Source organism: Sphingobium sp. CR28 (assembly GCF_052327305.1).
Taxonomy (GTDB): Bacteria; Pseudomonadota; Alphaproteobacteria; order Sphingomonadales; family Sphingomonadaceae; genus Sphingobium.
In genome coordinates, this window is the sequence record NZ_CP182486.1 from 2,768,610 (window position 1) to 2,790,213 (window position 21,604).

Sequence of the window (21,604 nt, forward strand, 5' to 3'; positions counted from 1 at the left end):
AGGCGGAAAGGACGAGGGCTGGCGCGGTCGCGAGCGCCCACGAAAATCGCTGTCCTACACGGCCTTTCTCAGGACATGCTCTGCCGGGCGCAGTTGCGTTCCGGCTCTTTCTTGTCGTCTGTCTTCCCGTTCTGCTCCTCTTGAGGAGCGCGATATTTTTTTGCCCCAAGAGGTGTAACCTTTAGAACCTTCCGGCCGGGCAGCAATGCGTGAGCCGGCTCACCGCAGGCGCCGTTTCTCCAGCTTCCGGGCCAGCGTGCGCCGGTGCATCCCCAGCCGCCGCGCCGTTTCGGAAATGTTGAAGTCCGTCTCGACCAGCATCTGGTGGATATGCTCCCATTCCACCGTCTTGATCGAGGACTGCCGACCATCGATCGCGGCCTCCGCATCCCCTTCCGATCGCGAGAATGCGGCCTCGATGTCGTCCGTATTGGAGGGCTTGGCGAGATAATAGGAAGCGCCGAGCTTGATCGCCTCGACCGCCGTCGCGATGCTGGCGAACCCGGTCAGCACGACGATCCGCATGGCGGCGTCGGTCGCGCGCAGGGCCTGCACGCATACCAGCCCGGAGGCGCCTGCGAGCTTCAGGTCCACCACTGCGTAGCCGGGCCGGTGTGTCTCCAGCAGCGCAAGCAGTGCCTCGTGGTCGTGCGCGACATGAACCTCGTAGCCGCGCCGCTCGAACGAACGCTTGAGCGTGCGCGCAAAGGCCACGTCGTCTTCCACGATGGCGAGGATTCTGCGCTCGCTCATGCTTTCCCTCCTCCATAAGCGAGTGATCGCAGCGGAATGATGATGCGGACGAAGGCGCCGCCTTGCTCGCGATTGCCGGCCGCCGCTTCTCCGCCAAGTTTGCGGACGACATTGACCAGCAGGAAGAGGCCGAGACCGCCTCCCGGTCGCCCTTTGGTCGAGCGATAGGGCTGGCCGAAGGCGGACAATATATCCGTGGAGAAGCCCGGCCCCCGGTCCATGATCTCCAGCATCAGGGCTTCCTGTTCGCGCCACAGGGCAATGCCGATCCAGTCCGGCGAGAAGTCGGCGGCATTGTCGATGATGTTGCCGATCACCTGCCGGAGCGCCCCGTCCGAGACGATCTGGACATCGTCACCGAAGCGGTCGTTGAAATCGACAATGCCCGGCATCCGGCTGGACCGCCATTCCTCGACGATGTCGGAAATAAACTGCCTCACGCTCGTGACCTTGGGCGCTTCGCCGCGCGCTTCGCCAGCAGACATGAGGATGCCGCTCACAATGGTCTTGCAGCGGGCGACGGCGGCTTCCATTTCCGCCACGTCTTCGGTGAGGTCCGGTCCGCCGGACGAAGGCGGCAGGCGCTTGAGGTCGCCGATGATGACCGAGAGCGTCGAAAGGGGCGTGCCCAGTTCATGGGCTGCGCCGGAGGCGAGGAGGCCCATGCGGACGATATGGTCCTCTTCCGCTGCGCGTTGCCGGATCGTCGCCAGCGCCGTGTCTCGCTCGCGCAGATTCAAAGTGATTCGCGCGACGAACGCGACGAGTAGGATCGCGATGAGTGCGAAAGAGACGAGGCTGCCCCGGAGGTAGAGCGCCAGCGGATTGTCATTGTACGGCTCGGGGAGCGCAAGCGGGGTCGCATCGGTGCGCAGGATGGCGAGAGTGACCAGCGCGGCAGCGACAATACCCCAGGAGGAGAGGGGCTTCAGCAGGATGGCGCCAAGCACGACCTGCAGCAAGAAGAGGGAAGCGAAGGGATTGGCCAGCCCGCCGGAATAATAGAGCTGCCAGCCCAGCACCGCGACATCCAGGAGCAACGCTGCGGTCAGCTCGCCATTGGTGACGACGCTGCGACGGTGGAGGAAGAGTTCGCTCAGAAGGTTGATGCCTGCCAGCATCGCGACCGCGCCAAGCAGCGGCACCAGTGGCAGGGCAATGCCCATGAGCCCGTGCACCACGCCGATCGTGGCGAGCTGCCCGCCCACCGCGAGCCAGCGCAGCTGGACCAGCAAGCGCATGTTGCGCCGGCCGGCATCGGCTTCGGCGGGTTGGACGACATTCTGAGCCACAATGATGCCTTCATAGCTCATTTGTGGTGGAGATGCCTGCCCCGCGTAGCAGCGACCTTCCATGCGCCGCCCAGCGACATGACGGCCAAAGCAAACCAGGTCAGCGCATAGACCATATGGTTGTCCGGGAAATGCACGACGGTCAGCCCGCCCACCGGATAGTCGCTGTCGGCCCGCGCTTCGGCGTCGATGAAATAGGGCGCGACGTTCGACAGGCGCTGCGCCTGCGCGATCGCGGTGACATCGCGCGAGTACCAGTTGCCGCTCGCCGGGTTATTGCGGCGCAGGAAACCGCCGTCCGGCTCGCTGATCCGCAGAAGGCCGCTCACCGCGACGACGCCTTCCGGGGCCGGGAGCGCATGCGCGCCCTGCGCGACGAAACCCCGGTTGACGAGGACCGTGAAGTTGCGGGTCGTCAGCGGTGTCATCACCCAGTAGCCGGCGCCGAGATCGGACACGGCGCGGACCCGCGTCTCGCCTTCAGGCCGGTAGCGCCCTGTCACGCGAACATGGCGATAGGCGTCGCGCTCGGCGCTCACTTGTGGCCATTGAGCGGGCTTGGGCGGCGGGGCTGGCGTGCGATGGATCCGCGCGTCGACGGCGGCGATCAGCGCATGCTTCCAGGCGCGCCGTTCGATCTGCCAGATCCCCAGCGCGACGAACCCTGCCGCCATGGCCAGCAGCGCCGCGGCGATCGCACCCCGCACCAGGGTGCGGGAGCGCTTCACGGCATCTGGCTCATATCATGCGGTGTCGGCATCATGTTGGTGTTGAGGTGATACATGACCCACAGCGATCCGCTGAGCATGATGATGACGACGATGATCGTGAACACCAGCGACGTCAGTGACCAGCCGCCTTCCGCCTTGGGCGTCATGTGCAGGAAATAGATCATGTGGACGATGATCTGGACGACCGCGAAGGTCATCACCAGCGCCACCGTCGGCCCGACATCCAGCGGGCGCGCGATCACCAGCCAGAACGGGATCGCGGTGAGGATGACGGACAGGACGAAGCCGATCGCATAGTCGCGCAGCGAGGCGTGCGGGAGTTCGGCAACAGCGTGGCCATCATGGCCGTGCCCGGCGTGCGGATCGGCGTGCGGATTAGGGCTCATCGCAGCATTCCCATCAGATAGACCAGAGTGAAGACGCCGATCCACACGACGTCGAGGAAGTGCCAGAACATGCTGAGGCAGGCGACGCGGCGCTGGTTGGCCGCGATGAGGCCGTGCTTTCCGAGCTGGACGATCAGCGTGACCAGCCAGATGATGCCGAAAGTGACGTGCAGCCCGTGCGTGCCGACAAGCGTGAAGAAGGCGGAGAGGAAGGCGCTGCGCTGCGGCGTCGCACCTTCGTGAATGAGGTGCGCGAACTCATAGAGCTCGATGCCGAGGAACGCCGCGCCGAACAGGCCGGTCACGGCCAGCCAAGCCCGCGTGCCGTTGAGGCTGCCGCGCTGCATCGCGACCATCGCGAACCCATAGGTGATCGAGGAGAGGAGCAGCATCGCCGTGTTCACGGCCACGAGTCCCAGGTCGAACAGGTCCTTCGGTCCTGGCCCGGCCGCGTAGTTGCCGCCCAGCACGGCATAGCAGGCGAAGAGGATCGCGAAGATGAGGCAGTCGCTCATCAGGTAGATCCAGAAGCCCAGCATGGTGCTGTGGCCCTCGGGGTGGGGATGCTCGTCGAGCTGATAGAAGCTCACGGGCTCGTCGCCCTTGCGGACTGTGGTGCTGCTCATCGGCTCAACCCTCCAGCGCCGCGAGGCTGCGTGTGCGCAGCTCTTCCACTTCCGTCACCGTGGCGGCGGGAATGTGGAAATCGCGCTTGTAGTTGAACGTGTGGGCGATCGAGGCGCCCACCAGAGCGACGAAGCCAAGCACGACGAGCCACCAGATGTGCCAGACCAGCGCGAAGCCCATCACCAGACTGATCCCGGCGAGAATGACGCCTGCACCTGTGTTGCTCGGCATATGGATGTCCCGGAAGCCCTCCGTTGGCCGGCCCGCATTGCGCGCCTTCATGTCATACCATGCATCGAGATCGTGAATCACCGGCGTAAAGGCGAAGTTGTAGTCCGGCGGTGGCGAGCTCGTCGCCCATTCCAGCGTGCGGCCGCCCCATGGGTCGCCGCTTTCATCCCTCAGGCTCTCGCGCTTCCAGATGCTGACCGCGAACTGCACGAGCATGGCGCCGATACCGGCCGCGATCACAGCCGCGCCAATCCCTGCGATGATGAACCAGATCTGGAGCGAGGGATCGTCGAACACGCGCATGCGCCGCGTCACGCCCATCAGGCCCAGAATGTAGAGCGGCATGAAGGCGAGCCAGAAGCCGACCACCCAGCACCAGAAGCTGATCTTGCCCCAGAACACGTCCAGCTTGAAGCCAAAGGCTTTGGGCCACCAGTAGTTGATCGCCGCGAACAGGCCGAAGAGCACGCCGCCGATAATCACGTTGTGGAAGTGCGCGATAAGGAACAGCGAGTTGTGCAGCACGAAGTCAGCTGGCGGCACGGCAAGCAGCACGCCGGTCATTCCGCCCACCACGAAGGTGAGCATGAAGGCGACGGTCCACATCATGGGCAGCTCGAAGCGGATGCGGCCATGATACATGGTGAACAGCCAGTTGAAGAGCTTGGCGCCGGTGGGGATGGAAATCACCATCGTCGTGATGCCGAAGAAGCTGTTGACGCTCGCGCCCGATCCCATGGTGAAAAAGTGGTGCAGCCAGACGAGGTAGCTCAGGATCGTGATGACGATCGTCGCGTAGACCATCGAGGTATAGCCGAAGAGCTTCTTGCCCGAGAAGGTGGAAGTCACCTCGGAGAAGACGCCGAACAGCGGCAGGATGAGGATGTAGACCTCCGGATGGCCCCAGATCCAGATCAGGTTCACGTACATCATCGGCGAACCGCCGAAGTCGTTGGTGAAGAAGTTGGTGCCGGCATAGCGATCGAGCGTGAGCAGCACCAGCGTGGCGGTCAGGATCGGGAAGGATGCGACGATGAGGATGTTGGCGCACAAGCTGGTCCAGGTGAAGACCGGCATCTTCATGAGGTTCATGCCCGGTGCGCGCAGCTTCAGGATGGTCACGATGAGGTTGATGCCCGACAAGGTCGTGCCCACGCCCGCAATCTGAAGCGACCAGATATAGTAATCGACGCCGACATTGGGGCTGTAGGCAATGCCGGAAAGCGGTGGATAAGCGAGCCATCCTGTCTGCGCGAACTCTCCCACAAACAGCGAGATCATGCACAGGATGGCTCCGGCCGTCGTCATCCAGAAGCTGAAGTTGTTGAGGAACGGGAAGGAAACGTCGCGCGCGCCGATCTGCAGCGGGACGATGTAGTTCATCAGACCAGTGATGAACGGCATCGCCACGAAGAAGATCATGATGACGCCGTGCGCCGTGAAGATCTGGTCGTAATGGTGCGCGTTCAGATATCCTTCCGACCCGCCAAAGGCCATCGCCTGCTGCAGGCGCATCATGACCGCGTCGGCAAAACCGCGCAGAAACATGACGAGGCCGAGGATCATGTACATGATCCCGATCCGCTTGTGATCGACAGTCGTGAACCACTCGGTCCAGAGATAGCCCCACAGCTTGAACTTCGTCAGCAGCGCCAGAACGGCAAGTCCGCCGAGCACCACGACGCCGAACGTGACGACGAGGATGGGCTCATGCAGCGGGAGTGCCTCGAACGAGAGGCGGCCCAGCAGCAGGCTGGTTTCAGGAGCGGGGTGCGGAGTCATTTAAGGTCTCTGGGATCAGGAAGCGGGGCGGAGCGTCGGCGCATGATCGTCGGCGGTGAGGCGCAGCGGTGTCTTGGCTTGCGGCCGGGAGAGACCGGCGCCGAGAAGCGGTGCGTCGCTGACGAGAGCCATTGATGGGCGATCGGCCGAGAGCATCGGGGCGGCGCAGACGGCAACGACATAGCGCGTCTTGGCCGGGAGGAGCGTGCCCCGCGCGGAAAATTTGTCATAGGCGAGGTCACGCACATTATACTGACCGGCGCGACCAGTGCCCCCCTGCAGGTCCATCGCCATCATGTCGTGCATGCACATCTTGCCGGGCTCGACACACAGATTGACGATACGATCGAAAAGCTGGGGTTCGACCGACGCAAAGCGCCGGACCGGCTCCTTCTCGCTCGGCCGCTCAAGTGCCAGATAGGTGGCGCGATCCAGCGCTGCACCGCTCTCTCGCGCCTGCTTTACCCATGCGCCAAAGTCCGAGGCAGAGAGGCTGCGGGCGCGAAAGCGCATGTTCGAAAAACCGGCGCCGGAATAATTGGCGGAAAAGCCGGAAAAGTCTCCCGTGCGGTTGAAGACGCCATGGAGTTTCGTCTCCATGCCCGGCATCGCGTAGATCTGACCGGCGAGCGCGGGAATGTAGAAGCTGTTCATCACCGACGAGCCGGAGATGCGGAAGCGCACGGGGCGGTCCACTGGTGCCGCGAACTCGTTGACCGTCGCGATGCCCTGTTCGGGATAAATGAACAGCCATTTCCAGTCGAGCGCCACGACCTGGACTTCCAGCGGCTTCTCGGTCTGCGGCGTGACTGCCTGCCCAGGCGCCGTGCGCGCCAGGCTGCGATAGGGATCGAGCAGATGGGTGGCGACCCAGGTGAGCGCGCCCAGACAGATGATGATGAGCAGCGGCGCGGCCCAGATCACCAGCTCGAGCTGGGTCGAATGATCCCAGTCGGGCTTGTAGGTCGCCGCGCTGTTGCTCGCGCGGTAGCGCCACGCGAAGAAGATGGTCAGCGCCATCACCGGAATGATGATGAGCAGCATAAGCAACGTCGAAATAATGACCAGATTGCCCTGCTGGCGCGCAACATCGCCCGCGGGATCGAGCACGACCATGCCGCAGCCACCCAGCAGCGGGAGCAGCAGAAGAGGGGCAGTGAACCGTCGCAAAGACGGGACAAACGAGGGCTTGGAACGCATGGAGCGCGCCCTAGGGGTGCTTTGCTGCACCGCACATAGGACATTTTGTCCAATCCCCTGAGCGCACCCGTTGTCGCTAGGCGCGCGTTTCCGGCGCAGGGAGAAATGCGCTATCATGCGCCGCGCCGCCGATGCATCTGCATAGGATATGGAAGTAATGACTGCCGATACCGTCCCCACGACCGAGGCTGAAGACGACGCTCGCGCGCTGCACGCGGATGGGCATCGTATCGCGCCGGGAGAAATTGCGATTGGGGTCGTCATCGGCCGTACCTCCGAATTTTTCGACTTCTTCGTATATGCTATAGCGTCCGTTCTGGTCTTTCCGAAGCTCATCTTTCCATATCTCGATCCCCTGACCGGCACGTTATGGTCGTTTGTCATCTTCGCGCTTGCCTTCGTCGCGCGGCCAGTCGGCACGGTGATCTTTACGGCAATCGACCAGGCCTGGGGCCGTGGCGCGAAGCTGACTATCGCGCTGTTCCTGCTCGGCGGATCGACGGCGGCGATTGCCTTTCTGCCCGGTTACGAGTCGATCGGTGTCGCGTCCGCGCTGCTGCTCGCGCTTTTCCGGATGGGGCAGGGCGTGGCGCTCGGTGGTTCCTGGGATGGTCTCGCCTCTTTGCTTGCGCTGAATGCGCCGGAGGGCCGGCGCGGATGGTACGCGATGATTCCGCAGCTTGGCGCGCCCATCGGACTGATCGTGGCGAGCCTTCTGTTCCTGTTCCTCATCACCGCGTTGCCTGCCGCAGACTTCCTTGATTGGGGATGGCGCTATCCGTTCTTCGTCGCCTTCGCGATCAACGTCGTGGCGCTGTTCGCCCGGCTCCGTATCGTGGTGACGCCGGAATATGCCCGCCTCTTCGAAAATCGCGAGCTTCAGCCCGCGCCCCTTTCGGAGACAGCGCGTTCGGAGTGGCGGGTCATCGCCACCGGCGCTTTCGCCCCGCTTGCCAGCTTCGCGATGTTCCACATGGTCACCGTGTTCCCGCTGTCCTGGGTGTTCCTGTTCACGAAGGAAAGCCCGGCCCGCTTCCTGATGATCGAGGCCGTCGCCGCCGCAGTCGGCGTGCTCGCGATCATCGCGTCGGGTATTCTGGCAGACCGGCTCGGCCGGCGTACGGTTCTTGGCGTTACGGCAACCGCCATCGCGGCGTTCAGCGGATTTGCCCCGCAATTGCTTGATGCAGGCGAAACCGGCGAAGCCGTGTTCATGATCCTGGGCTTCGTGCTGCTCGGTCTCTCTTTCGGCCAGTCATCGGGCGCCCTGTCGTCCAGCTTCACCCAGAGGCACCGCTATACTGGGTCCGCGCTGACGTCCGATCTCGCCTGGTTGTTCGGCGCCGGCTTTGCGCCGCTCGCCGCGCTCTGGCTCTCCAACGCGTTCGGCCTCCTTGCAGCCGGCACCTATTTGCTGTCTGGTGCGCTGGGCACGCTTGTCGCGCTGTGGCTCAATCGCGAACTGGGTAAAGCAATCGAATAATCGGACCCGGCCGCACGGCCAACACTTAGTCTGCGGCAAAAATTGTTGTCATCCGATGTAACGAAAGTCGCGTTCATCCGTTAATCATGCAACCCTCGGGCGGGTTGCGGAGGAGCGAGGGCGTGACACGATGAACCGGACAGCCGGAAATCTTCAGCCAGCGTCAAATTCCCGGATAGAAAGCGCCGCTCCGGACTATGTTTCGGTGCGGACGCTCAGCGTCGAACTGGCCTCGCCGCTTTCGGATGCGGACGCTACCGCGCAGTCGATGCCGGACGCCTCGCCCGCGAAATGGCATCTCGCTCACATCACCTGGTTCTTCGAGACGTTCATCCTGCGTGACCATGTGCCGGGTTACCGCCTGTTCGACGAGCGTTGGCCCTTCCTGTTCAACAGCTATTATGAGGCGGAAGGCGCGCGCCACGCCCGCCCCCAGCGGGGTCTGCTTACCAGGCCGAGCCTATCCGAAGTTCTCGACTATCGCCATTATGTGGACGAAGCGATCGTGGCCGCGATGCCGCTCATTCAGGAGCGATGCCCCGAACTCCTGACGCTCGGGCTCAATCATGAGCAGCAGCATCAGGAACTGCTTCTGACCGACATCAAGCATCTCTTCTTTCACAATCCGCTCGCTCCCGCGCTATGGCCCGCGAGCCATGGCAGCGAGGACAGCCACTATGGCTATGAGGCGGCATGGCACGAGGGGCCGTCGGGCCTGATCGAGATTGGCGACAAGGGGCAGGGCTTCGCGTTCGATTGCGAGGGGCCGGCCTATCGTCATCACCTTGCCCCTCATGCACTGTCTGATCGGCCGGTCACCAATGGCGAGTGGTTCGATTTCATTGAGGACAATAGCTACACGACGGCGTCTCTCTGGCTGTCAGACGGCTGGGACTGGGTGAACCGGGAGTCGATCTGCGCGCCGCTCTATTGGCGGCGTAGCCATCATGTCTGGGAGGAGTTCACCCTCTCTGGATGGCGACCCGTCGATCCGACCGCGCCGGTCAGTCATATCAGCCTCTATGAGGCGGACGCGTTCGCCACATGGGCGGGCGCACGGCTACCGACCGAACAGGAGTGGGAGGCGTCCGCGCAAAGGCTGGACCCCGCAAGCGGTATCCAGCTCGATCGGGCCGGTCCAGTCCAGACGCGGTTTGTGCCGCGCGAGGCCGGGCTGGCCTCCATGTTCGGGAATGTCTGGGAATGGACTGGTTCGGCCTTCCGCCCCTATCCTGGCTTTCGTCCGGCCGATGGTGCCGTCGGCGAGTATAATGGGAAGTTCATGAGCGGCCAGTTCGTCCTCAAAGGGGGAAGCTGTGCGACCCCTCGCGGGCACATGCGCGCCTCATACCGCAATTTTTTCCACCCTCACCAGCGCTGGCAGTTCACAGGCCTGCGTCTCTCGAAGGATCTCTGACATGGCTGTCCATAGCGCCCTCAAGCTCGTCGAGCACGACCAGAAGGGCGTGGACCTCGCCTTTCGATCCGATGTGTTGCGTGGCTTTGGGGAACGGCAGAAGGCCATTCCCGCCCGGTGGTTTTATGACAGGACCGGGTCCGAGCTGTTCGAGCAGATCACGCAGCTTGAGGAATATTATCCCACACGTGCCGAGACCGGCCTTCTCGAAAGATATGGCCGCGAAATTGCCCGGCTGGTCGGCGGCAATCGGGCCGTGGTCGAGTTCGGGTCGGGCAGTTCGGTCAAGACGCCGCTTCTGCTTCGGGAAGTCTCGCCCGCAGCTTATGTGCCGCTCGATATATCCGGCGATTTCCTCCGTCAGTCGTCAGAGGAACTGGCCGCCAAGTATCCCGATCTGCCCGTCGTTCCGGTTGAAGCCGACTTCATGCGCCCCGTCACGCTGCCCGACTGCGTTCGGCACCTCGACATTCTCGGCTTCTTTCCGGGCTCCACGATCGGGAATTTCGTTCCCTATACCGCTGCGGACCTTTTGCGCTCCATGCGCAGGACGCTGGGCGAGCGCTCACAGCTTCTCATCGGCTTCGACCGCGTGAAAGACGTTCGGCGTCTTATCGCGGCTTATGACGACGCCGCAGGGGTGACGGCGCGCTTTAACCTCAATCTGATCGACCGCATCAACCGGGAGCTGGGCGCCGACATGCCGCGCGAGCGCTTTCGCCATGTCGCGCGGTGGAATGATGAATGGAGCCGGATCGAGATGCATCTCGAAGCGCTCGACGACCTTGAGTTCACTGTTTCCGGCCAATCTTTCGCCATGCAGCGAGACGACACGATCCACACCGAAAACAGCCATAAATATACGCCCAATCAGGCCCGGCTGCTCTTGCAGGTCAGTGGCTGGACGCCCACGGAAATCTGGTCTGATGACGCGGAAGATTTCGCTATTATCCTGGCCTCCGCGACCGAGTTTCGCAGCGCGCCGTAAACAGGGCTCGCGACGTTAGCTGAGCTTTCGAGTCATCAGAGGATTTTGCCTGCCAGTCCCTCGCATGGATCGCTGGCGCTCAGCGCTGGCCGGGGCGCTTCATCCTTGCCCAGGCCGAGCGCACGACCCAGCGACTTCCCGACCGCCTGAACCACCGAGCCTGCATTGACCTTGCTGCCGGGTGGGGTCCCGGCTGCACTGAGCGTTGGCTTGGTGAAGGTGCCGCCAACCTGAATAGGATCGGCCAGCCTCAGCGGGCTGGGATCCCGCGACTGGCCCTTGATGGTGAGCGCTATCGCTTCACTGGCGAGCGAGAGATGTCCCTCACCGCGGCCGGTGGATATGCCGGTATCGACGATAAAAGGCGACGGTCTCAGAAACCCTCGCTTCGCCGCAAATGCAATGGCGAGGCAGCGGAGCGGCACTTCGGGCTCACCCTTTTTGAGCGCGGCGCCGATTGCCTTGCCGAGGTCTTGACCCAGCACCGCCGCAAACGTTCTCTTGATTGTGCCGTTGCGGACCATGAGGCCAGCGCGTCCGTCCGCCGTGGCCATTGCCTCGCGGATCGTGTCGCCCGTGCCGCTCAGCACCACGCGGCCGCGCATGGGGCCGGTCGCGTCGTCTGTTCCCATGAGAGTTTCGAGACGGCCATCGGCGAAGACGAGGTCCATGGAAAGGCGGGGTTTGGGCACATTGTTACGCTGATCGATCCGGAGATTTCCGGTCATCCGCCCGCTCGTCATCCCCGCGACGATCTTGTCGATGGTCAGCAGCTTGAAGTCCAGTCGGACTTCGCCTGCCAGTGAGCGGAACGCGGAGTCCTGCAAAAGCAGCCGGTCGGCGCGAAACCGGATGACGCCGTCTGTCGGCCCGACCTTCGCAATGTTGATTCGCGTGCCCGGCAGCACCCGTTCGCCGATCCGCGCTTCCACGGCTTTTGCCCGCGCCTCGCCGCGCGCGTCCGAAAGGTCGTCGAAATCGAAGCGGCTGAAATGTACGTCGGCATCGATTTTGGTTCTGCCGTCGCGCTTCAGGACGTTCGCCTTGGCCACCAGTGCCGATCGGCCGATCCGTCCGGTCATTCGCTCGATGAACCAGTCCCGCCCGTCGTGCCGCACCTTGGCAGTCAGGTCGATTGGCCGAGTTCCGAACAAACCCGCCTCGATGACATGATCGAGGTATTTGAGACTGTGTGCGGTGGCATGAACGTCCATCGTCATGGACTGCAGGTTGAGCGCACCGCGCATCTGGGTTTTAGCTTCGAGCCGGAGCAGCGAAGAGGTGAGTTTCAACTCAGCGGAGTAAGGCGCATCGTCGGCCAGTCCCGCTATTCGCTGCCCCGCGAGAGACAGGCGAGCCGGCGCCTCGTGGAAGCGCCCGGTCCCATCGACCAGAAGACCGCGTGCGTCGGAGATCAACGTGCCTGACAAGATAAGGAACTTCTTGTCATCGCGCAGCGAAAAGCGACCATCAGGAATGACGAGTTGACTGAGGCCTCGGCCGCTGCCCCCGCCAGAGCCCGCCTCACGCCCTTCCCAGTTCGCGTGGCCGTTTACATCCCGCACCAGATTGGCGATCAGGCCGCGAGCAGTGAGGCTTTCCGGCTTTGCCCCGCCGCCCGTCAGCAACTTCAATATGGGGATGCGGGCCTCGATCGTCCGGGCTTGCAGCATGTTCCCCTGGCCCGCCCAGGATGGCTGGCGGATGGCGAGATTATGAATGAGGATTGTGGGCGTGAAGGAAAAGGCTTCGCGTCTTTCGACGGCGCCAATCGACACATCGGTGCCGAGCTCTTTCTCGATGTTGCGCTCGATAGCGCCCTTGAAGAGGCCAAAGGGGAAGGCTGCCACTGCAAGAAGCAGCAAGCCGAGCGTCGCTAAGCCAGCGATGCCAAAGATGACCCATCGCGGCTGGCCAACGCCCCATCTCGTTATCATTTCGCTCTAACGCGCGACGGCTGGTCTCGTTTCATCGGCTGCTGCGCCCAGTGATGTGAGTTGCGGATGGCGCATCCGGTGCTAGACGAGATCGTCGCCCGTAGCCGGCGCTGCGCTGACTATCTGCCGGAGAGTTTATGTCGAACGACAAGGAAACGACGTGACGGCGTTCCATCGTATCGCGTCGGCGGACCACTTCCGGGAAAGCGCGAAGCGGCGCTTGCCGCGCTTCCTCTTCGATTATGCGCAGGGCGGCGCCTTCTCCGAGACCACCATGCAGGGCAATTCGGCGGCACTCGACGCCGTGACCCTGCGTCAGCGGGTCTTGCGAGACGTGGGCAGCGTCAATGCATCGACCACATTGTTCGGGCGTGCCATGCCGATGCCTGTCGCGCTGGGGCCGATCGGCATGGCCGGCATGTATCACCAGCGGGGTGAAGTGCAGGCAGCCCGTGCCGCCCACGCTCATGGCGTGCCTTTTACTTTATCCACCGTCTCCATTTGCTCGATCGCGGAGGTGAGACGCGGTGCGCCGAACGGCGCGATCTGGTTCCAGCTCTACGTCATGCGCGACCGGGGCTTCATGCGCGAACTGATCGCGCAGGCACGCGAGGGTGGGGCGGATGCCCTCGTGTTCACGGTCGATATGCCTGTTCCCGGCATTCGCTATCGCGATGCCCGCTCAGGCATAGCTGGTCCGTGGGGGCCGTTGAACAGGATCGTGCAGGCCATCGGGCACCCCCGCTGGGCCTGGCAAGTCGGCATCAGGGGGCGTCCGCATCGGCTTGGTAATCTCGATGCCCTGCTGGGCGAGAATAGCGGAATGAAGGACTATATGGGCTGGCTGGCCGCCAATTTCGATCCTTCGATCGTCTGGAACGATATCGGCTGGATCCGTGAGGAATGGGACGGCCCGCTCATCATCAAGGGCGTTCTGGACCCACGGGATGCACGCGAGGCTGCGGCCTTGGGCGCGGACGGGATCGTCGTCTCCAATCATGGCGGGCGTCAGCTCGATGGGACGCTTTCCACCGCTGCCGTACTGCCTCCCATTGTCGATGCTGTGGGCGACAGGCTGACTGTACTGGCGGACTCGGGTGTGAGGTCTGGCCTCGATGTCTTACGGATGCTGGCTCTTGGTGCGCAGGGTGTCTTGCTTGGGCGCGCCTGGCTTTACGCGCTTGCCACGGGCGGCGAAGCGGGTGTGCGCCACATGCTGGGCCTGACCCGGCGCGAACTTGAGAATGTGATGGTCCTCACCGGCCTGAACAAGATAAGCGAAGCCGGTGCCGATCTGATCGCTCCCAACCCATCTTCTTTCCCTCAACTTTCAAGGACAATTTGATGAAGCTTTGTCGCGTGGGCCTCCCCGGCCAGGAAAAACCCTGTCTGCTGGATTCGGCAGGAAATCTCCGCGATCTTTCGGCGCATGTGGCTGATATCGGTGGCGAGGCGATCAGCCCCGCCGGACTTGAGAGGTTGCGCGCAATCGATCCCGAGACCCTGCCGCTTTATGCTGGCGACCGGCGCTATGGCGTTCCGGTTGCCGGGACGGGCAAGTTTATCGCGATCGGCCTCAATTTCGCGGACCACGCGGCGGAATCCAATCTGCCCGTGCCGGAGGAGCCGGTCATTTTCAACAAGTGGATCAATTGCCTGCAGGGCGCGAACGATCCGGTCGTCATTCCGCGGGGTTCCACGAAGACGGACTGGGAAGTCGAGCTCGGCGTCATCATTGGCACCGGTGGCCATAATCTGACCGAAGAAGAGGCGCTCTCTCACGTGGCGGGCTATTGCGTGGTAAACGACGTGTCGGAGCGGCACTGGCAGCTTGAGCGTGGCGCGACGTGGGACAAGGGCAAGGGCTTCCCCACTTTCGGGCCGGCCGGCCCTTGGCTGGTGACGAGCGATGAGGTCGCCGATCCCCAGCAACTCGACATGTGGCTCGACGTCAACGGCGTCCGGGTTCAGACGGGCAACACCCGCACGATGATTTTCACCGTGGCGCAGGTCGTCGCCTATTGTTCGCGCTTCACGGCGCTTCTGCCCGGCGACATCATCACGACGGGCACGCCGCCGGGCGTGGGCATGGGGCAGAAACCGGAGCCCTGGTATCTCAAGGACGGCGACGTTGTTCGTCTGGGCGTTCAGGGATTGGGAGAGCAGGAGCAGAGGCTCGTGGCTTCGGCCTGACCCGTTAGTCAGTCACGGGAGCGGCATTCCGGCTATACAGCGCGAATGCCGCGACCATGACAAAGCAGAAGGCGGGTATGAGCATTGCGGTCGCGATGCCCATATGGTCCGACACGTAGCCCATGGCGCCGGTCAGGACGGCCCCACCGACGATCGCCATGATGATGAGCGAGGCGCCCGCGCGCCGAAGTGGCCCGAGGCCTTCGACGCCCAGCGCGAAGATGGTCGGGAACTGGATGGACATGAAGAAGCTCGCCGCGACGAGCGCCGCCAACCCGACCGTCTCGAAACCGAGCCAGGCGGCGATCATCAGAGCCATGCTGATGAGAGCGAATAGCGCGAGCAGGCGCGTGGGCGCAACTTTCGACATGATCGCCGACCCTGCGAAACGGCCGATCCCGAACAGAACGAGGCTGGCGAAGAGATAATCGGCAGCGGTGTGCTCCGGCAGGCCCGGAGAGCGCGCCTGAGCATAACGGATCGTATAGCTCCATATGCCGACCTGCGCACCGACATAGAAAAACTGGGCCGCCGCCGCCATCAGCAGCCTGGGCCGGGAAAATATATCGAAGAAGCGAGTGCCTGACGACGTAGCGCCCTCGTCGTCCGCTCGCCGATCCGGAAAGCGGATGAGCGCGGCAGCAATTGCGAAGGCCAGAACAATGAGGCCGATGGCGAGGTAAGGCGTCTGCACCGCGAGCACGGCCTGCCGGTAGACGGCTTTCTGATCTGTCGCGTTCATGGCAGCGATCGCTGCCTCGCTGTGCGCGACCTGCGAGAGGATGAAATATTTGCCGATGAGCACGCCGGTTATCGTGCCGACGGGATTGGCCGCCTGCGCCCAGTTCAGCCGTCGCGCCGCACCGGACGGGTCGCCAAGCTCGGTCATCAGCGGGTTGGCCGATGTTTCGAGGAACGCCAGACCGCATGCGATGACGAACAGGGCGGCAAGGAAGAACTTATATTCGCCGAAGTGCGCAGCGGGATAGAAAAGCAGCGCGCCAGCTGCGTAGAGCAGCAGCCCCGTGACGATGGCAGGCTTGTAGCCCCGCGCTCGCGTCAGCATGGCTGCCGGAATCGCGAGGAGGAAATAGCCGAAATAGAAGACCTGCTGGACGAAGCTGGTCTCGAAATCCGTGAGGATGAACGCCTTCTTGAACTGCGCGATCAGCACGTCGTTGAGATTGTTCGCCATCCCCCACAGGAAGAAGAGCGACACTGTAAGTATCAGCGCCGGCTTATAGGCGTTCCGTGTCGATCCCTTCATGCCTCATCCTCTTCCCCGATTATGTCTGTTGATTGTCAGTCTATCGCCCGGTCGAGATGCGTGTATCCGCCGTCCACGAAATGCCATTGACCGGTGGTGTGGCCGGCGCGTGGAGACAGCAGGAACAGCACAGTGTCTGCGATTTCGCTGGCCAGGGTCATGCGCTGCCCCAGTGGAATGCGGCGTTTTATCGCTTCGAGCCGCGCTTCCGGATCAGGCTCACTGGCAATCCAGGTTTCATAGGCGGGAGTCATCACTTCCGCGGGTATCACGGCGTTCACTCTTATTCCGTGCTCGCGCAGATCCAGCGCCCACTCCCGCGTGAGAGCGAGCACACCGCCCTTTGCCGCGGTATAGCCGCTTGTGCCGCCCTGACCGGTCACGGAGGTTTTCGAGCCGATATTGACGATCGCGCCGCCACTGCTTTTCAGCGCCTCGCGCAGATGGTGGGTCATCGCATAGATGTGGACGAGGTTGCGCTCGATCGAGGCGCGGAACGCATCGACCCCGGCGTCCAGACCCACGCCATCGTTGACGCCGGCATTATTGACGAGGCCGTCGATACGCCCGAAGCGATCCAGCACGGCGGTCGCCGCGGCATGGCACTGCCCGTCATCCGTCAGTTCCGCGAGTGCCACCATGGCGTCGGGTTGAATACTCCGGAGCTGGCTGATCCACGCTTCGGACGGTGGATCACGGGTGACGATGACAGGCACGGCGCCTTCCCGCGCAAGGGCATCGCAGATCGCGGCGCCGATCCCCGATCCGCCCCCCGTCACTACAATCACCTTGCCGGTCAGTCCAATGTCCATCCATGTCTCCGTCTGCCTGCGGGGTCTTTTGCCCGGCTTTCGCGTAATTGGTATCGCGTCAGCGGCTCAAGTCATTGTCCAGCCGCCGTCGATCGCGTGCATTGCGCCGGTCGTGTAGGCGCTTTCATCGCTTGCGAGATAAAGCGCGAGGTAGGCGACTTCCTCTGCCGTGCCGATCCGGCCCATGGGCTGGCGCGCGATAAAGGCTGCCCGTGCAGCGGCGGCATCACCTGTCGCGGCGAGGCGCTCGTCGAGAGAGGGCGACTGCACGGTGCCTGGGCAGATGGCGTTGCACCTGATCCCCTGATGCACATAGTCCACCCCGACCGAGCGCGTAATGCCTGCGACAGCGCCCTTGGAGGCGCAATAAGCGAGCCGGTTGGGCACCCCGATCAGCGCGCCCGCCACGGATGCGATGTTGACGATCGAGCCGCCGCCTGCCGCGATCATGCCCGGTAGAAATGCCTGGATCATCCGGACGGTCGCCCGCACATTGATGTCCATGGAGAAGTCGAGGCTGGCGTCGTCTGTATTGAGAATATCTCCGGCCGCGACATAGCCCGCGCAGTTGACCAGAATGTCGGCCGGTTCTCCCAACATCTCGGGCAAGCGGGCGATTGCCTCGGCATCGAGCAAATCTATGACGTGGGACCGGCAACCTTCAATCGTGAGCAGCAGGTCGGCATTCCGGTCGAGCGCGGTGACCTCGGCCCCTTCACGCACGAACAATTCCGTGATCGCGCGGCCTATTCCCTGAGCGGAGCCGGTGACGACCGCGCGCTTGCCTTCCAGTCTTCTCATGGCGTGAACGCTGCTGGCCTCTCTCGTTCCAGGGGGGAGGGGCGCTAAATGCTGCCGCAACTGGACTGGCAAAGAAATGAGCAGGCATATCTGATAAGTCAAGCAGCTTGTCGGTTGCCGGGCTCACGCGACGACCCCTGCGTATGGGCTAATTCCGGGAGGCTTCAGCAATTCTTTGCCATTTCTCTTTACGGCTGATCTCTGTCGGCTGCGGACCAGTCTTGCCGACCATAAGTCAGGGGCACCGAGGAACGGCGATGCCGAATGCGTGGGAGATGATCGGTTACACGGGGCACGCGCTTGCCGCTGCACTCTTCGCCGTGCTCGCGATCCTCACGTCGCGTCGGGTGCATGATCGTGATCCTGCGCGTCAGGTGCTCATCGTGGCTCTTGTCCTTTCGGCCCTCTGGTCATTGCAACATGCACTGGGGGCTGTGCTTGGCGCAGGCGGAGTTAGCGGCGCACTTGCGGAGACGCTGAGGAACAGTGCCTGGCTGCTCTACATCGGCATGGCTGGGCGCGGCGGGTCTGGACGGCGTGGACCAGTGACGCGGCGCCTGCTTGCCGGCGTTCTCGGGCTGGTCCTCTTCTTCCAGTTGGTGCTCGATATTCTGATCGGAGAGGGCGCTGCGCTCGACAATCTCAGTCTGCCCTTTTTCGAGATTTCCTGGCTCATTCGCTGCCTTTTCGCGCTTGGCTCCCTCATTCTCCTCCACGATCTCTTCACCCAGCCAAGCCAGAGCCAGCGCGGCCGCATAAATAGCTGGGTGGCCGCCGCGCTCACATTCATGTGGGCCTATGATTGCAATCATTACGCGCTGGCCCTGCTATGGCGGGGCGAGATCGCGACAATCGGCCCGATGCGCGGCTTTGCGATGGCATTGCTCGCCTGTGCCATCGCTATTGGACTGCAGGCGGGCAGGGTCCGCCGGGTCCGCCTTTCCCGCACGGCCGTTCAGCGCATTGTCGGCGGGGTCATCTTCGCCCTCTATCTTCTCACGGTTCTGCTGCTGGCCACAGTCGCCAACGGCAGTCAGGGGCCGGTCGCACGGCTCGTCCCGGTCGCGCTTCTCTTTGCGCTGAGCGTCGGCGCGCTTGCCGTATTGCCTTCGGCCAGTCTCCGCTCATGGCTGCGCGTAGAACTCGCAAAGCATATTTTCGCCCATCGCTATGATTATCGCGTCGAATGGCGGCGCTTTACTGAGGCGGTTGCCGAAAGGCATGACGAGCCCCGCTCGCTCGGCGAGCGTGTCGCACGCGGGGTGGCGCAGATCGTCGGGGCGCTGTCGGCCCTCACGCTGCTGCGCCGTGACGACGGCAGCCTTGTCTCCGATGGCGGCTGGCAGTGGACCGGGCCTGCACTGGCGATACCGGCCAATCTGTGCTGCGAGCTGGAGGCTGGCGGGCTGATCCTCGACCTTGCGGGAGAGGACCCTCTGGTGGAGCGACTGCCCCAGCAGATGCGGAGCGACAAGAGCCTTTGGGCGCTGGTCCCGACGGTCCACAATGATCGGCTGGTCGGCGCGGTCTTGCTTAGCCGTCCTACCCGATTCCGGCGCCTTGACTGGGAAGATCTCGACATGTTGCGTGTAGTGGGCGGTCAGGCCGCAGCCACGATCAGCGACGCTCTGGGGCGGGAAGCGCTAGTGGAGGCCCAGCGGTTCGAAGAGTTCAACCGGCGCTTCGCCTTCATTCTGCATGACATAAAGAATCAGGTCAGTCAGATGTCCCTTCTGGCTCGCAATGCAGAGCGCCATGCGGACAATCCCGCTTTTCGGGCGGATATGGTGAAGGCGCTCAAGGAAACGGCGAGCCGCATGAGTGACATGCTGCAGAAGTTGACCAAGCCGGAAGCAGCCGCAACCGGCCCCGCGGCTCTCCTTGTGCTGCCTGCCGCGCTTCGGTGGCTCGCCGAAAACTGGACGCGCGACCGGGCCGTGGTGAATTTCGAACAGAATCTGCCAGAAGAACTCTCAATCCTTGCCGACGCGGAATCTCTTCGCCGTGCGCTTGGTCAGATTGTTCAGAACGGCCTTGAGGCAAGCGGAGCGGAAGGCCACGTGACCATCCGGCTTCAGCGCGAGGGTGGCCAGGCACGAATTGACATAATCGACACCGGTTCGGGTATGAGCGTGGATTTCATCCGCACCAGCCTGTTCCGACCATTCGCTTCCACCAAGGCCAATGGCTTCGGCCTTGGCGCACAGGAAGCGAAGTCGCTGATCGAGGCGATGGGCGGATCGCTCGACGTGACAAGCGTGCCGGGCGGTGGCACGACCTTCACGGTCCGATTTGCGCTGGCGGCGACGCCCGGGGCCGTGGCAGCAGCGACTCCCGAACTAAGGAGGAGCGCCTGATGCGCGATTCCCGGCCCAAGCTGCTCATGATCGAGGACGATGTCGGCCTGCAGCGGCAGCTACGATGGGCCTATGACAACTACCAGCTCCTCATTGCCGGCAATCGCACGGAGGCGTTGGCGATCCTGCGTGAAGAGAGGCCCGCAGTTGTCACGCTGGATCTCGGCCTGCCGCCCGATCCCGATGGCATAAGCGAAGGCATGGCCGCACTGCGAGACATTCTGGCTCATGCGCCGTCCACCAAGGTGATCGTCGCTTCGGGACACGGGGAGCGATCGAGCGCGCGGGAGGCAATCGCGCAAGGTGCGTGGGATTTCTATCAGAAGCCGATAGACTTCGATTCGCTGGGGCACATCGTCGGGCGGGCGTTCCATGTCCACGCGTTGGAGGCCGAGAATAATCGTCTCGCGCAGACCCTATCCACGCTAGCGCCCAATGGCCTAGGCCAGATCATAAGCGCCGACCCTGAAATGTTGAAGCTGATCCGGACGGCGAAGCGTGTCGCGGATACCCGAGCCACGGTTCTGATCCGGGGCGGCAGCGGCACGGGAAAGCATCTTTTCGCACGTGGGCTTCACGAGGAAAGCGCGCGGTCCAAAGGATCATTCGTCACGCTGAATTGCGCCGCCATAGCGGAGGCATCGCTCGAAACCGCCCTTCAGCACGAGATCGAGCAGGCGGACGGAGGCACGCTTTTCCTGGATGATGTCGAGAGCTTGCCGCTGGCGTTTCAAGCGGAGCTGCTGCGCTATCTGGAAAAGCGCACGGTGACGCGTCCCGGGGACCACCGGCCCATCCCGATCCATACAAGAATAGTCTGCGCCACCAGTCACGCGCCTGAGCCCATGATTGCGGACGGGCGCTTCCGCGAAGATCTTTATTATCGTCTTGCGGAAGTGGTGTTGCACCTTCCCCCGCTCGCTGACCGTCCGGGTGATGCTGTGTTGCTCGCGCGCCATTTCATTCAGCGCGACGCGCCGGCGCTCAATCCCCAGGTGCGCGATCTTGCTGAAGACGCCATTGCGGCGCTCGACGCCTGGTCGTGGCCGGGGAATGTACGCGAAGTGGAAAATCGCGTGAAGCGGGCGCTCGTGCTTGCCGAGGGCCGACATCTGGGCGCGCATCATCTGGATCTGGCCGGCGCCACGACCGAGGTTGAAGACAGCGTCTCAGATCTGAAAAGCGCGCGGGAAGAGGCCGATCGTCAGGCCATCCGCCGGGCGTTGGCGCGTACTGGCGGCAATATTGCCGCCGCCGCCCGCGCGCTGGGCGTGAGCCGTCCGACGCTTTACGAACTCATCCGCAACTACGGGTTGCAAGCCCCTTCATCCTGAGCGGCGTTGCGGA

General features: G+C 63.1%; 18 protein-coding genes. 7 read left to right on the top strand and 11 right to left on the bottom strand.

Translation table 11 applies throughout. From position 1 onward, the window contains the following. Positions 1-219 precede the first annotated feature (219 nt). From ACNAOH_RS13405 to cyoA, 7 genes are read right to left on the bottom strand one after another with little or no spacing between them, the layout of a single operon-like run. A complete protein-coding gene (locus tag ACNAOH_RS13405) occupies positions 220-753 on the bottom strand; it encodes a response regulator transcription factor (RefSeq protein WP_443970650.1) in 534 nt (177 codons plus the stop codon). After that, a complete protein-coding gene (locus ACNAOH_RS13410; protein WP_443970651.1) occupies positions 750-2,066 on the bottom strand; it encodes an ATP-binding protein in 1,317 nt (438 codons plus the stop codon). The genes ACNAOH_RS13405 and ACNAOH_RS13410 overlap by 4 nt, the downstream gene beginning before the upstream one ends. Then, on the bottom strand, positions 2,063-2,773 hold the full coding sequence (locus tag ACNAOH_RS13415) for an SURF1 family protein (RefSeq protein ID WP_443970652.1): 711 nt from the start codon (positions 2,771-2,773) through the stop codon (positions 2,063-2,065). The genes ACNAOH_RS13410 and ACNAOH_RS13415 overlap by 4 nt, the downstream gene beginning before the upstream one ends. Next, positions 2,770-3,162 (bottom strand): cytochrome o ubiquinol oxidase subunit IV, encoded by a 393-nt coding sequence (gene cyoD, locus ACNAOH_RS13420; protein ID WP_443970653.1) that lies wholly within the window; start codon positions 3,160-3,162, stop codon positions 2,770-2,772. The genes ACNAOH_RS13415 and cyoD overlap by 4 nt, the downstream gene beginning before the upstream one ends. Next, positions 3,159-3,788, bottom strand: coding sequence for a cytochrome o ubiquinol oxidase subunit III (gene cyoC / locus ACNAOH_RS13425; protein WP_443970654.1), 630 nt, complete (start codon positions 3,786-3,788; stop codon positions 3,159-3,161). Before cyoC ends, cyoD begins: the two co-directional genes overlap by 4 nt. Positions 3,789-3,792: 4 nt before the next feature. After that, complete coding sequence (cyoB, locus tag ACNAOH_RS13430) at positions 3,793-5,802, bottom strand: cytochrome o ubiquinol oxidase subunit I (RefSeq protein WP_443970655.1); 2,010 nt, start codon at positions 5,800-5,802, stop codon at positions 3,793-3,795. A gap of 15 nt (positions 5,803-5,817) precedes the next feature. Continuing rightward, positions 5,818-7,002: a ubiquinol oxidase subunit II gene (gene cyoA, locus ACNAOH_RS13435; RefSeq protein ID WP_443970656.1), complete on the bottom strand. Its 1,185-nt coding sequence runs from the start codon at positions 7,000-7,002 to the stop codon at positions 5,818-5,820. Positions 7,003-7,159: 157 nt separating this feature from the next. Between cyoA and ACNAOH_RS13440 the strand changes: the two genes are divergently transcribed. The 3 genes from ACNAOH_RS13440 (at position 7,160) to egtD (ending at position 10,890) form a co-directional block, all read left to right on the top strand. Then, the gene (locus ACNAOH_RS13440) at positions 7,160-8,485 is read left to right on the top strand and encodes an MFS transporter (protein ID WP_443970657.1); all 1,326 of its coding nucleotides are present in this window, start codon (positions 7,160-7,162) and stop codon (positions 8,483-8,485) included. Positions 8,486-8,615: 130 nt separating this feature from the next. Beyond that, positions 8,616-9,902: an ergothioneine biosynthesis protein EgtB gene (gene egtB / locus ACNAOH_RS13445; RefSeq protein ID WP_443970658.1), complete on the top strand. Its 1,287-nt coding sequence runs from the start codon at positions 8,616-8,618 to the stop codon at positions 9,900-9,902. Between the two features lies 1 nt (position 9,903). Then, complete coding sequence (egtD, locus tag ACNAOH_RS13450; protein ID WP_443970659.1) at positions 9,904-10,890, top strand: L-histidine N(alpha)-methyltransferase; 987 nt, start codon at positions 9,904-9,906, stop codon at positions 10,888-10,890. A gap of 35 nt (positions 10,891-10,925) precedes the next feature. On the opposite strand, the gene ACNAOH_RS13455 is transcribed toward egtD, so the two are convergent. Next, the gene (locus ACNAOH_RS13455) at positions 10,926-12,827 is read right to left on the bottom strand and encodes an AsmA family protein (RefSeq protein WP_443970660.1); all 1,902 of its coding nucleotides are present in this window, start codon (positions 12,825-12,827) and stop codon (positions 10,926-10,928) included. Between the two features lie 160 nt (positions 12,828-12,987). Between ACNAOH_RS13455 and ACNAOH_RS13460 the strand changes: the two genes are divergently transcribed. Together ACNAOH_RS13460 and ACNAOH_RS13465 are read left to right on the top strand one after the other, a co-directional pair. Then, a complete protein-coding gene (locus ACNAOH_RS13460; RefSeq protein WP_443970661.1) occupies positions 12,988-14,172 on the top strand; it encodes an L-lactate dehydrogenase in 1,185 nt (394 codons plus the stop codon). Beyond that, positions 14,172-15,020, top strand: coding sequence for a fumarylacetoacetate hydrolase family protein (locus ACNAOH_RS13465; RefSeq protein ID WP_443970662.1), 849 nt, complete (start codon positions 14,172-14,174; stop codon positions 15,018-15,020). Before ACNAOH_RS13460 ends, ACNAOH_RS13465 begins: the two co-directional genes overlap by 1 nt. A 4-nt stretch (positions 15,021-15,024) precedes the next feature. Here the strand turns inward: ACNAOH_RS13465 and fucP are convergent, their stop codons facing one another. The 3 genes from fucP to ACNAOH_RS13480 form a co-directional block, all read right to left on the bottom strand. After that, positions 15,025-16,287: an L-fucose:H+ symporter permease gene (fucP, locus tag ACNAOH_RS13470; RefSeq protein ID WP_443970663.1), complete on the bottom strand. Its 1,263-nt coding sequence runs from the start codon at positions 16,285-16,287 to the stop codon at positions 15,025-15,027. Between the two features lie 35 nt (positions 16,288-16,322). Then, positions 16,323-17,099, bottom strand: a complete 777-nt coding sequence (locus tag ACNAOH_RS13475) for an SDR family oxidoreductase (protein ID WP_443970664.1) — start codon at positions 17,097-17,099, stop codon at positions 16,323-16,325. 66 nt (positions 17,100-17,165) lie between these two features. After that, entirely contained in the window at positions 17,166-17,900 is a 735-nt protein-coding gene (locus ACNAOH_RS13480) for an SDR family oxidoreductase (protein ID WP_443970665.1), read from the bottom strand. Positions 17,901-18,157: 257 nt separating this feature from the next. On the opposite strand from ACNAOH_RS13480, the gene prsK reads away from it, so the two are divergent. Beyond that, a complete protein-coding gene (gene prsK, locus ACNAOH_RS13485) occupies positions 18,158-20,257 on the top strand; it encodes an XrtA/PEP-CTERM system histidine kinase PrsK (protein ID WP_443970666.1) in 2,100 nt (699 codons plus the stop codon). Further along, a complete protein-coding gene (locus tag ACNAOH_RS13490) occupies positions 20,257-21,591 on the top strand; it encodes a sigma 54-interacting transcriptional regulator (RefSeq protein WP_443970667.1) in 1,335 nt (444 codons plus the stop codon). The genes prsK and ACNAOH_RS13490 overlap by 1 nt, the downstream gene beginning before the upstream one ends. The last annotated feature ends 13 nt before the right edge of the window (positions 21,592-21,604 follow it).

Excerpts from the sequence above, each read along its gene's own strand:
- ACNAOH_RS13405 (WP_443970650.1), bottom strand. The coding sequence starts at position 753 with ATGAGCGAGCGCAGAATCCTCGCCATCGTGGAAGACGACGTGGCCTTT.
- ACNAOH_RS13410 (WP_443970651.1), bottom strand. The coding sequence starts at position 2,066 with ATGAGCTATGAAGGCATCATTGTGGCTCAGAATGTCGTCCAACCCGCC.
- cyoD (WP_443970653.1), bottom strand. The coding sequence starts at position 3,162 with ATGAGCCCTAATCCGCACGCCGATCCGCACGCCGGGCACGGCCATGAT.
- cyoC (WP_443970654.1), bottom strand. The coding sequence starts at position 3,788 with ATGAGCAGCACCACAGTCCGCAAGGGCGACGAGCCCGTGAGCTTCTAT.
- cyoB (WP_443970655.1), bottom strand. The coding sequence starts at position 5,802 with ATGACTCCGCACCCCGCTCCTGAAACCAGCCTGCTGCTGGGCCGCCTC.
- cyoA (WP_443970656.1), bottom strand. The coding sequence starts at position 7,002 with ATGCGTTCCAAGCCCTCGTTTGTCCCGTCTTTGCGACGGTTCACTGCC.
- ACNAOH_RS13440 (WP_443970657.1), top strand. The coding sequence starts at position 7,160 with ATGACTGCCGATACCGTCCCCACGACCGAGGCTGAAGACGACGCTCGC.
- egtB (WP_443970658.1), top strand. The coding sequence starts at position 8,616 with ATGAACCGGACAGCCGGAAATCTTCAGCCAGCGTCAAATTCCCGGATA.
- egtD (WP_443970659.1), top strand. The coding sequence starts at position 9,904 with ATGGCTGTCCATAGCGCCCTCAAGCTCGTCGAGCACGACCAGAAGGGC.
- ACNAOH_RS13455 (WP_443970660.1), bottom strand. The coding sequence starts at position 12,827 with ATGATAACGAGATGGGGCGTTGGCCAGCCGCGATGGGTCATCTTTGGC.
- ACNAOH_RS13465 (WP_443970662.1), top strand. The coding sequence starts at position 14,172 with ATGAAGCTTTGTCGCGTGGGCCTCCCCGGCCAGGAAAAACCCTGTCTG.
- fucP (WP_443970663.1), bottom strand. The coding sequence starts at position 16,287 with ATGAAGGGATCGACACGGAACGCCTATAAGCCGGCGCTGATACTTACA.
- ACNAOH_RS13475 (WP_443970664.1), bottom strand. The coding sequence starts at position 17,099 with ATGGACATTGGACTGACCGGCAAGGTGATTGTAGTGACGGGGGGCGGA.
- ACNAOH_RS13480 (WP_443970665.1), bottom strand. The coding sequence starts at position 17,900 with ATGAGAAGACTGGAAGGCAAGCGCGCGGTCGTCACCGGCTCCGCTCAG.
- prsK (WP_443970666.1), top strand. The coding sequence starts at position 18,158 with ATGCCGAATGCGTGGGAGATGATCGGTTACACGGGGCACGCGCTTGCC.
- ACNAOH_RS13490 (WP_443970667.1), top strand. The coding sequence starts at position 20,257 with ATGCGCGATTCCCGGCCCAAGCTGCTCATGATCGAGGACGATGTCGGC.